Source organism: Gulosibacter chungangensis (assembly GCF_008831155.1).
In the GTDB taxonomy this organism is placed as follows: Bacteria; Actinomycetota; Actinomycetes; order Actinomycetales; family Microbacteriaceae; genus Gulosibacter; species Gulosibacter chungangensis.
Genome location: NZ_WBKB01000002.1, coordinates 373,245 through 384,183 on the forward strand (window position 1 = coordinate 373,245; position 10,939 = coordinate 384,183).

The 10,939-nt window shown below is 59.7% G+C and carries 11 protein-coding genes; 6 read left to right on the forward strand and 5 right to left on the reverse strand.

What is annotated here, in order from left to right:
• Positions 1 to 49: 49 nt before the first annotated feature.
• Positions 50 to 490 carry an SRPBCC family protein gene (locus F8O05_RS05135; protein WP_158051666.1) on the reverse strand — a complete coding sequence of 147 codons (441 nt, stop codon included), beginning with the start codon at positions 488 to 490 and terminating at the stop codon, positions 50 to 52.
• A 93-nt stretch (positions 491 to 583) separates the two neighbouring features.
• The gene (locus F8O05_RS05140) at positions 584 to 763 is read right to left on the reverse strand and encodes a hypothetical protein (RefSeq protein ID WP_158051667.1); all 180 of its coding nucleotides are present in this window, start codon (positions 761 to 763) and stop codon (positions 584 to 586) included.
• A gap of 294 nt (positions 764 to 1,057) precedes the next feature.
• On the opposite strand from F8O05_RS05140, the gene F8O05_RS05145 reads away from it, so the two are divergent.
• Entirely contained in the window at positions 1,058 to 3,172 is a 2,115-nt protein-coding gene (locus F8O05_RS05145) for an acyltransferase family protein (RefSeq protein ID WP_158051668.1), read from the forward strand.
• 41 nt (positions 3,173 to 3,213) lie between these two features.
• Here F8O05_RS05145 and F8O05_RS05150 read toward each other — a convergent pair whose 3' ends face one another.
• Positions 3,214 to 3,936, reverse strand: a complete 723-nt coding sequence (locus F8O05_RS05150; protein ID WP_158051669.1) for a M50 family metallopeptidase — start codon at positions 3,934 to 3,936, stop codon at positions 3,214 to 3,216.
• 32 nt (positions 3,937 to 3,968) lie between these two features.
• On the opposite strand from F8O05_RS05150, the gene F8O05_RS05155 reads away from it, so the two are divergent.
• Positions 3,969 to 4,895, forward strand: coding sequence for a DUF4031 domain-containing protein (locus F8O05_RS05155; protein WP_158051670.1), 927 nt, complete (start codon positions 3,969 to 3,971; stop codon positions 4,893 to 4,895).
• 114 nt (positions 4,896 to 5,009) lie between these two features.
• Here F8O05_RS05155 and F8O05_RS14755 read toward each other — a convergent pair whose 3' ends face one another.
• A complete protein-coding gene (locus F8O05_RS14755) occupies positions 5,010 to 5,261 on the reverse strand; it encodes a hypothetical protein (protein WP_192497038.1) in 252 nt (83 codons plus the stop codon).
• A gap of 98 nt (positions 5,262 to 5,359) precedes the next feature.
• On the opposite strand from F8O05_RS14755, the gene F8O05_RS05160 reads away from it, so the two are divergent.
• The 4 genes from F8O05_RS05160 (at position 5,360) to F8O05_RS05175 (ending at position 8,724) form a co-directional block, all read left to right on the forward strand.
• Entirely contained in the window at positions 5,360 to 5,644 is a 285-nt protein-coding gene (locus F8O05_RS05160) for a hypothetical protein (RefSeq protein WP_158051671.1), read from the forward strand.
• A 47-nt stretch (positions 5,645 to 5,691) separates the two neighbouring features.
• Positions 5,692 to 7,029 carry a S1C family serine protease gene (locus tag F8O05_RS05165; RefSeq protein ID WP_225735746.1) on the forward strand — a complete coding sequence of 446 codons (1,338 nt, stop codon included), beginning with the start codon at positions 5,692 to 5,694 and terminating at the stop codon, positions 7,027 to 7,029.
• A gap of 87 nt (positions 7,030 to 7,116) precedes the next feature.
• On the forward strand, positions 7,117 to 8,043 hold the full coding sequence (locus F8O05_RS05170) for a cation diffusion facilitator family transporter (protein WP_158051672.1): 927 nt from the start codon (positions 7,117 to 7,119) through the stop codon (positions 8,041 to 8,043).
• A 54-nt stretch (positions 8,044 to 8,097) separates the two neighbouring features.
• Entirely contained in the window at positions 8,098 to 8,724 is a 627-nt protein-coding gene (locus F8O05_RS05175) for an HAD family hydrolase (protein ID WP_158051673.1), read from the forward strand.
• A gap of 72 nt (positions 8,725 to 8,796) precedes the next feature.
• Here the strand turns inward: F8O05_RS05175 and F8O05_RS05180 are convergent, their stop codons facing one another.
• The gene (locus F8O05_RS05180) at positions 8,797 to 10,884 is read right to left on the reverse strand and encodes a DNA gyrase/topoisomerase IV subunit B (protein ID WP_158051770.1); all 2,088 of its coding nucleotides are present in this window, start codon (positions 10,882 to 10,884) and stop codon (positions 8,797 to 8,799) included.
• Positions 10,885 to 10,939: the final 55 nt, after the last annotated feature.

Here is a 10,939-nt window from a genome sequence, read left to right on the forward strand (position 1 = left end):
GGTTGTGTCCTAGTGCGCAACCGGGCACCGGTCTTCCTATCCGGCATGCCTAAGGTGTGGCACCGTCCACGTACTCGCTGATTGCAGACAGCGCCGTTCGCCACGCTTCTCGACATTCCGTGACGATTTGATGGCTGCTGCCATTGTCGGGCAGCCCGGATTCCACCACGCGCAATCGAGACTTGTGCTTGAGCTGGGAAAGGTAGATGTGGACTACCGAGTCGAACGCGCCGGGCTCTGAATGTAACTTCAGTCGAATTTCCTCGTGCGGCACGATTTTGAGGATCTTAATCTTGACTCGTTGACGTGATTTCGGCGGTGCGCCCGGCCCGGCGTTGACGGTGAACTTATCGCCACCGGGCCTCTTGATGCGCATCCGAAAGGCGGGCCACCATTTGGCAACGGCCTGTTCGTCGGTCAGCGCTGACCAGACTTCGGTTGCGGGCGCTTTGAAGCGAATAGAAATATCCAGTGAGGGATCAAAGGGCATGCCATCGGGGTGGAGCGGTCGCAGGGTCTGGGGTATGAGTAATGCGCCACCGGCGAGAGCTAGTGACGCATTATTGGGGATTGGCCCGGAAGGCTACTTACGGCTGTGACCGACGATCTGCCATGGGATGTAGAACGCGAGGCTGTTGAGCAGCACACCCGCGGTGAACACAAGCAGCGAAAGCATGTCGTTGTCCAGGTGGAATGCGAGCGGATAGCAGGCAATACCGGCTGCAAAGACGATCATGCAGACAATGGCGATGAGGGCGCTCACAGAGATTCTCCCAACGTGATGATTAGACACTTCTTCGCCAGTCACTGGCGCTACTGGACATACTACGCGATTTCACAGGAACCGATCGCATCGGCAGGCCGCGCGCCGACCGCTTCTGAGCACCTGAGCAATATCCGATAATGCACATTATGACAATTCAGCAATCTTGCGTCGCACTCCCGACCAACCTGCACGACTCATCGCGGCGCCTCGACGCCTACCCCGCTCCAACGCGACGTTCAGTCTTTCTTGGTTCACTTGCGGCTTTCGCTTTTCCGTCAAGAGAGAGACAAGATGACCGCCACCCGCGAAACCCTTCGCGATGCACAACAGCATGGAGCCGATAGCGAGGCGGCGGCTGCGGCGTCCAAGGCTGCCGCGTTCCGGCCGGACTTGCAGGGATTGCGTGCCATCGCCGTTGGCGTGGTGCTTCTCTACCACGCGGGAATTCCACTGTTTTCCGGCGGATTCATCGGCGTGGACGTGTTTTTCGTGATTTCGGGATATCTGATCACGACTGGACTGCTGCGCTCAAGCCTTCGCGAGGGGCGCATCCACCTGGCCGATTTCTATGCCAAGCGCGTCCGGCGCATCCTGCCTGCCGCGACGTTGGTACTCCTCTTCGTCGGCGTGATGACCCTCACGGTACTTCCGATGACACGATGGCAGTCCATCGGGCAAGATCTCATCGGTAGCGCCCTATACGTTGCGAATTGGAACTTTGCCGCCGGCACCGACTACCTCAACGCAGATCGTGCAGCCAGTCCCCTGCAACACTTCTGGACACTCTCGGTTGAGGAACAGTTCTATCTGGTGTGGCCGGTGATCATGATCATTGGCCTGTGGTCTGCGAAGCGACAATCCCAGCGCCGTGCAGAGCCGGTTGCTGACCCCGAACGCATCCGGCGCTACTTCCAGTGGGGTGTTTGGCTGATTATTCTGCCGTCACTGGCTTGGTCGGTGTATGAAACTGCGGTGAATCCCTCCCCCGCGTATTTTCACACCACCGCGCGACTCTGGGAGCTCGGCATCGGTGCCGCGGTGGCGATTTACGCGACCCGGCTGGCACGAATCAGTGATCGATTTGGCTATCTGCTCGGTGCCCTCGGCATGGGCGCCATCCTCACTTCGGCAGTGTGGTTCAGTGCGCAGGCTCCGGCCTTCCCCGGTGCTGCGGCAATGTTGCCAACTCTGGGAGCAGCTGCGGTGATTGTTGGCGGAATGGCAGGCCGAGCAAGCACCGGAATCGGCTATTGGCTCTCCCTTGGCCCGATGCGGTGGGTGGGTGACCTGTCATATTCCCTCTATCTGTGGCACTGGCCGCTCATTGTGCTCGCTACCTTCTGGCTCGGTGGCGAACTGAATCCGTGGGCTGGCCTCGTAGTCGTGACGATCTCCTTCCTTCCCGCCTGGTTGAGTTACCACTTCGTAGAGACACCATTTCGAAACTGGCGGTTGCTCAAAACGCGGATCAGCTCGGCCCTGCAGCTCGGCGCTGCGATGATGCTCGGATCCGCGATGGTTGGTGCGAGCCTCAACGCGATCCCTGCCCAGTACGCGGTATCAGCCCAGGATGTTGCGGGTGCGGAGGCGCTTGTCTCGGACCCGAATGCCGGGGAACCGATTCAACATGCGAGTGCCTTTGCCCCATCCTTCGGCGAGGTTGCGGATGATCTGCCCGCGCTCTATGCGGACGGTTGTGGGGAATCCTCGCCGGCGGCTGTGGCAAAGCCCTGCATCTATGGCGATCCGGATGGTGACACCACGGTTGCCCTGGTCGGTGATTCGCACGCGGCGCAGTGGTTCCCGGCGCTGGAACCGATTGCGAAGCAGCAGGGATGGCGCCTTGAAATCTATACAAAATCATCCTGCCCCTTCGCAACCGTGTCGGTATTAGACGGCCACGATCAGCGAAATAGCGGCTGTGATGACTGGAATGATCAGGTCACCGAAGCCCTCACGGGTGAGCGCAAACCCAACCACGTGATCGTAAGTTCCTACGGATATCGAACCGTGAATGATGAGTCCTATGCCGACGGGCTCGCGCAGGCATGGCAAACAGTCTTGGACGCCGAGATCGAGCTCACGGTGCTTGTCGATCCGCCGGCTGCAGGAATTGATGTGCCCGAGTGCGTTGCCACGCATCTGGACTCGCTCAACAGCTGCACGCTCCCCCAAGGCCAGGGAAATTCAGGCGGTGCGGATGCACAACTCGAGGCAGCAACCGAGGTAGACGTTTCGACGGTCGACATGAGTGAACTGGTGTGCCCGGAAGACGAGTGCTCGCCGATCATCGGTGACGTACTTACCTTCCGCGATCAGCATCACCTCACGGCTACCTATGTGACGACCCTCACCGAGCCCCTCGAAGCTGCCCTGCGAGAAGATTCGACGCTCCCCCTCGACTGAGGCGTCCAACAGGCCTGATCACCCGAGTCGAAGCAGCACAACTACCGAATGAGTATCGCGAATTCCGCCGCAACGACCCAAGTTGCTAGGCCACAGATCACCGCAAAACTCAGATTCCACACCAGTTTTGGCACGCCGGTGAGCTGTGCCAAAACACCGGGGTCGCTTTGCGAGCCGCCACCAAGCAGGACCGCCCCGAGGTGTCGCCACGCTCCTACGACGAGCACAGCGCCCAGACCCAACAGCACTGGCGCCTGAATCGCATCCACACGCCACCACCACAGGGCAGCAAAAGCCGCGATCGCAATGACCATCACCAATCCGGTCAGCAGCGATCTGATTCTGAACAGCGCAATCAAAAGAATCAGCAGCACCATGCTGATCACCGGTGCAGCCCATCCCTCACCGCTCAGCCAAGCGAAGGCCGCCCCGATAACTGCCGGTGCGGGATAACCGGCCCAAGTCGTGATGACTCGTCCAAACCCGCGAACCGGGCCAACGGTTACCGCCGCGCCGGACATATCCCCTCGCAATACGAAACCGGTGAACTTTCGTCCTACCAGCATCCCAATAATTGCGTGCCCGAGTTCGTGTACGAGTGTCACCAGCAGTCGGAAACGCAGCCAGACGAAAGGAACCCCGACGGCAATCGCGGCGACAACGAGCACAATGATCAGTGTCTGCACCGACAGGGCCGCGGGCGACGCCGCCGGAATCACTCGCTCCCACAGCTCCTGAAACCACGCACTCTCAAAGAAATTCACGAGGCACGAGGCTAGCCAACTACCCTGGGGCGATGGCGATATTGATTGACCCGCCCAGGTGGCCGGCACACGGTTACCGCTGGAGCCACCTCGTGTCGGATGTGAGTCTTGACGAATTGCACGCCTTCGCTCGGAGCCTCGGACTCCCCCGACGTAGTTTCGATCTCGACCACTATGACGTTGCTGAATTTAACTATGACCGGGCGATATCAGCTGGCGCTGTGCCGGTTTCCGGCCACGCACTGGTACGCGCCCTACGCGCTTCCGGCTTAAGAGTGCGACAGGTAGACCGCGGGAAGATCAAGTCCGTGCGCCGGGAAGAATTCTTGCTGCGTGAATGGTCACGGCTTGGGGAGCGCCTCCAGCTTGGTGAGGATACGCGTTGGACTGCGCTTGGGTGGGAGCTCCTTGGCCGCTGGAACGAGCCGCATCGCAGCTACCACGACCAACGCCATCTCGAAGACGTACTCTTAGCGCTCGACCAGCTTGCGATTGCGGGCGAGCAAATCCAACCGGTAACGCTGCTCGCGGCGTGGTTTCATGATGCGGTCTACGCGGGTGCGCTCGGAGAAGATGAGCGCGCCTCCGCCGAACTTGCCCAGTCGCAACTTGTCTCGCTGGGCGTGCCCGTGCGACTTATCGAGGAAGTCCACGATTGTATTTTGGCAACGACTCCGGAAACACCATTCGCCGAGGTGTCGCGGCCATTCGCGCAGATGCTCGACGCTGATCTGGCAATCTTTGCCGCTGGTGAACGACGCTACGCAGAATACGCCGAAGCGGTTCGTGTCGAATACGCGCATGTCAGCGAGCCAGATTTTCGACGGGGACGTGCGCAAATTCTGCGCCGATACTTAGCGCGCCCGAGGATCTACCGCCTCGAATCTGCAAACACGATCTGGGAAGCCCGCGCGCGACATAACCTCAACGCTGAGGTGCAAAAGCTTTCTGCGAACTAACTGGATCCACAGTGCTTAAAGACGTCGAGGTGGCGACCGCAAGATGTGCGACCCCACCTCGACGTCTTGCCTGACCGCAAGGAATTGCGGATCCGGCAAGGAAGCCTCTTGGAGTTACTTCTTCTTGTTCTTCTTCTTGGCCTTCGACTTCTTAGCGGCCTTCGACTTGGCGCCCTTCTTGACGGCCTTGACCTTCTTCGAAACGGCCTTTTCAGCCTTCTTCGCGGTCTTCTTGGCGTCCTTCTTCGCGGCCTTGGCCTTCTTTTCGGCCTTCTTCTCTGCCTTTGCTGCGAGCTTCTCGGCCTTCGCCGCCTGCTTCTTCGTCAGCTTGGCGACCTTGTCGTCCTTTTTGGTCTTCTTCGCCATGTTTCACGCCTTTCGGTGATTTTCGTGGATGGCTAGAGTCAACCAACTCTTGACGAAAGTGTCAACCCTTCGTTGCCATCACTTGGTACTCTTGGAGTGTGGTTGAACGTGATCTCGACTCCCCCGGCGAACTGCGACGCAAGCTCATTGAGGCGTTGCTGGCCTATGAGCGCGCGGAAACGGAACTCGAAGAGCTCGCGGCCGCACGTCAGGCGCGTGAACTTGCCGATGCCATGGAGTTCGAAGCCATTCGCTCCGCGCGGGATGCGCGGGTGTCTTGGGCGAAAATCGGTACCGTGTACGGGCTCACCAAGCAGGGCGCGCAGCAGCGGTTTGGGGAAAAACTCGCTGCCGCGCCAGACCCGGACATAGCAAATTCTTAAGTTGGCTCCAGGGTTCCTTAATCGTTCGGCGACTAAGTTTTTGAGTCATGACTGCTGACGACTCGCAATGCGGTGCCCCAGACCACGGGATGCCGCCCTTGCCTCCTTTGGATCCGCAATACGGCGTGCCACAGACCCCGTACGGCCAGGTGGGTCAGCAGCAGACTGTCTACGGGCAGCCGGCCCCGCGCCATGACAACGGCGGCTATGGCGAGCCGCCGCAATTCGGCCAACAGCACTCCCCCTTGGCCGGACCGCAACCGTATTTTGCTGGATCGGGTTCGACACGCGCGAAGAAACCACGCCGCGCACCGGGATGGACGCCAATCATTGTCACTGCCGCCGTCGTTGGCCTGATTGCCGGTGGCGCAAGTGCCTACGCGATTAATCTTTCGCAGCCGTATATTGCCGGGTCCTCTCCCGCTGTGGTGCAGGTCGAGGGCGCGGATATCGATTGGACTGCTGTGGCCGAAGCGGTGTCGAATTCGGTGGTTTCAATTCAGGTCTCGAGCTCCGCTGGAACCGGTCAAGGCTCAGGTGTGGTTTGGGACGATCAGGGCCACGTGGTGACGAACCATCACGTTGTCGAGACCGCTGCCGATGGTGGTCAGATCGTTGTAATGGTCGGTAACCACGCCTATCCAGCAACGCTGGTGGGATCGGACGCCGCCACGGATCTTGCGGTCATCCAACTCGAAGAAATCCCGGCTGGTCTCGCAGCACTCGCTCGCGGAGACTCGACCAGCCTTGAGGTCGGCGCCGAGGTGATGGCAGTCGGTAGCCCACTGGGGCTCTCCGGTTCGGTCACCACGGGTATCGTCTCGGCGCTTGATCGACCGGTTTCGACCGGTCAAATTGAAAATAGCCTCATCGTGACGAACGCGATCCAGACCTCGGCTCCGCTCAACCCCGGGAATTCCGGAGGCGCCCTCGTTGATGCCGCGGGGCAACTGATCGGTATTAACTCATCCATTGCCACGCTGGGAAGCTCCGAGAGCACCTCCGGAAGCATCGGCATTGGCTTCGCGATTCCGGTGCAGTTGGCAGAGAATATTGCCAGTCAACTGATCGATACCGGCAAAGTGGAACACGCCTATCTCGGCACCTCAACCACAACCGGCCAAGCCGATCTGAGCGACGGTTCGGCCGTCGTTGGTGCGGATGTGAAGGATGTCGTGGAGGACGGCCCGGCAGAGGCTGCGGGAATCGAAGTCGGCGATTTGATTGTGGCAATCAACGACAAACAGATCACGAGTTCCGAGCATCTGGTCGGAACCGTTCGCGCACTGAAGGTGGGTGAAACCGCCTCCTTCACGGTGATTCGCAACGGTAAGGAGCAGACGGTCGAGGTCACCATGGGTGTCTCCCCCGATTTGGGTGGCTAGGCCACACCTGGCCGATGTAGGTGGCTTTGCTGCGTCAGATAGGGCTCTAGCCGCTTCGTGCAGCAGACGGGCTACCCTGGCAAGACCATGAGCCACGATCATTCGCACCACGCCACCAACCGCACTCGACTGGCGATTGCCTTCGGCATCACCACCGCGATTCTGATCGCGGAAGTGGTCGGGGCGGTGCTGACCGGCTCACTTGCGCTCTTGGTGGATGCGGGTCACATGGTGGTGGATGCGGGCGGTTTGCTGATGGCGCTGACTGCCGCCTCGCTCATGCTGAAGCCACCAACTGACCGTCATACTTGGGGTTTTCGCCGCGCTGAGGTAATTGCCGCTGCAATGCAAGCCGCCGTGCTGCTCGTGGTCGGCCTCTATGCCGTGTACGAAGGCATCCGCAGGCTATTCAGCGAAGACGTCGAAATTCACTCCGGAGCACTGTTGATCTTCGGCGTTGTTGGTTTGATGGGCAACATTATTGCGATGCTGGTGCTCTCAGGTGGTCGGAGCAGCTCGCTCAATATGCGCGCAGCCTTCCTAGAAGTGTTCACGGATGCCTTGGGCTCCGTCGCGGTGATCATTTCGGCGATTGTGATCGCCACAACGGGATGGACCGGCATCGATGCAATCGTCGGTTTGCTGATCGCCGCACTGATCATCCCCCGGGCACTCAAGCTCTTGCGGGAATCGGGTGGGGTGCTGTTGGAAGAGACTCCCCCGGAACTCGACCTCGAGCAGGTGCGTCAGCACATCCTCGAGGTTGCCCACGTGATTGATGTGCACGACTTGCATGCCTCCAGAATCTCTACGGATCTGCCGGTGCTCACCGCCCATGTGGTGCTGGAAGACCAGTGCTTCCACGATGGGCACGCGACCGAAATTCTGCATGATCTTCAGGAGTGTGTGGCGAGCCACTTCCCCGTGTCAGTCAAGCACTCCACCTTCCAGCTCGAACCGCTGGGGATGGTCGACGTCGAAGATGCCTGCGCACCGAGTCACCAGCACGACTAACCTTTTGCCGAAAGTGTGACCTGATCGCCGGATAATTCGGCAACAATTAGGAACATGACTGTTCGACACGTGTTTTGGGATCTCGGCGGCACACTGGTGAATTCCTATCCGTCAATCCGCAAAGCGTTCCTCTCGGTATTGAATGGGACCGGAACTCGCATTTCCGAGTCGGAACTCCAGCAGATGTTGAACGTTTCGATTCAGAACACCATCGAGACACTCTCCTCCCGATTCGACATCGCGCCCGAGCGGTTCGACCAGGCCTACACGGCGCTGAAAGAAAAATGGGCACAGGGTGCGGCACCGTTGATGCCCGGAGCGGTCAGTGTCATGACGGAAATTAAGCGCATGCGCGGACTGAACTTGGTCGTCACCAATCGCGATGAACGCAGTGCAAAACTACTGGTGCGCGTGACGAAACTGCGCGTGGACGACATGATCTGTGCATCCGAGACCATGCCCCGCAAGCCTGACCCGACCATGCACTTGGAGCTGCTAAAGCGTCACAATCTTGACCCGGCTGAGTGTCTCGGGGTCGGCGACCGGGACATCGACACGATTGCCGCGCAGGCCGCCGGGATGCAGACGGTGCAGTTCGTTGGTAGTCCCGGCGCGCGGGTGCCCGTCGGGGTGCCGACCATCGGCTCCCTCATCGACCTGCACCACTATTTGCGGCCCTAGTCTTAGGTGTCGAGTCTTAGGTGTCGAGTCTTAGGTGTCGAGTCTTAGGTATCTAGTCTTAGGTGTCGAGTCTTAGGTATCGATCAGCTGCGCGTCGATCTCTTCGGCGCCTTCCACGATGAACTCGCGGCGGGGTGCGACCTCGCTGCCCATCAGCATCTCGAACACCGCTTCGGCCTCGGCAGCATCATGCATTGTCATGCGACGCAATAACCGATGCTCGGGGTTCATGGTGGTGTCCCAGAGCTGGTCCTCATCCATCTCACCGAGGCCCTTATAGCGTTGAATCGGCTCGACGTACTTCTTTCCGGAACGCTCGAGCTTCTTCAACAGCTGCTGTAGCTCCGCCTCAGAGTACGTGTAGACCGTGTCGTTGGGCTTCTTCCCTGGGTTTTGGACCACGACGCGGTGCAGGGGCGGTACCGCGGCAAAGACGCGGCCCTCATCAAGCATTGGCCGCATATAGCGGAAGAACAGGGTCAGCAGCAGCGTGCGGATGTGGGCCCCGTCAACATCCGCATCCGACATGATGATCACCTTGCCGTAGCGGATCTGCGAGACATCGAAAGTGCGGCCCGATCCCCCACCGAGCACCTGAATAATATTCGCGCATTCCGCGTTCTTGAGCATGTCGGCGAGCGACGCCTTTTGCACGTTGAGGATCTTGCCGCGAATCGGGAAGAGCGCCTGAAACTCAGAATTACGGGCCGGCTTTGCGGTGCCGAGTGCAGAGTCACCCTCAACAATGAAGAGCTCCGAGCGTTCGACGTCATTGGAACGGCAGTCGACGAGTTTCGCAGGTAAGGATGAATTCTCGAGCGCGGTCTTGCGGCGCTGGGTTTCTTTGTGTGCCCGAGCCGCGATGCGGCTCTTCATCTCCGTGACCACCTTTTCGAGCAGCATCGAGACCTCGGTCTTATCCTGCCGCTTGGTGGAAGAGAAGCGTTCCTTGAGCCCATCCGCGAGGGTCTTCTGGACAATATTGCGCGCCTGCGGGGTCCCGAGGACTTCCTTGGTCTGACCCTCAAACTGCGGCTCAGGGATGCGGACGGTCACCACGGCCGTGAGGCCGGCGAGGACATCATCCTTTTCAATCTTGTCGTTACCGACTTTCAGACGCCGGGCGTTTTTCTGCACCTCGTCGCGAACCGTGCGCAGCATCCCAGCTTCGAAACCTGCCACGTGAGTACCGCCCTTTGGCGTGGCAATAATGTTGACGTAGCTCTTCTGTACCGTCTCGTAACCGATCCCCCAGCGCAGTGCGAGATCCACTTGCATCTCACGTTCAACCTCGCGGGACACCATGTGGCCCGACTTCGGGTCCAACACCGGCACGGTCTCGGTGTAGCTGCCGCTTCCCTGGATGCGCCACGTGTCAGTGAGCGGTCCGTCCGGAGCGAGAAACTCCACGTACTCGGAGATACCTCCCTCGTATTTGAAATTCTCTACACTTGGTGCCTCCGGGTCGCGGAGGTCTTCGAGTTCAATTTCGAGGCCGGGCACGAGGAACGCAGTCTGCCGAGCCCGGTCACGCAGCTGCTCAATTTGGAAGTCTGCATCCCGCACGAAAATTTGCGGATCTGCCCAGTAACGAACCCGGGTGCCGGTGACGCCCTTTTTGGTCTTGCCGAGGATACGCAGCTCGGCTTTCCCCGGCTGCTCGGTGAAGGCTGCGTCAGGGCTCGGGTCCCCCGCATCCTGAAAGACCCCGGCGTGACCGCGCTGGAAGCTCATCGCGTGCGTCTTGCCGTTGCGGTCGACCTCCACGTCCAATCGTGAGGACAGCGCGTTGACCACCGAGGCACCGACGCCGTGGAGACCACCGGCGGCACCGTAGTTGGCGGAACCGAATTTGCCACCGGCGTGCAGCTTTGTGTACACCACCTGAACCCCGCTCCAACCGGTGCGAGGTTCAACATCGGTCGGGATTCCGCGACCCTGGTCACGAACCTCCACCGAGGAATCGGAGTGCAGGATGATGTCGATTCGCTTGCCGTAACCGGCGAGCGCCTCATCGACCGAGTTGTCGATGATTTCCCATAGGCAGTGCATGATGCCGCGTGAGTCCGTAGACCCGATGTACATACCGGGACGCTTCCGGACAGCTTCAAGTCCCTCGAGAACCTGCAGCTGTGTTGCCGAATACGATTCCGTCACGATGCCCCCTTGTGTCAAGCTCTCAGGCTATTCCATCCATTACGGGTGTTGCCGCACC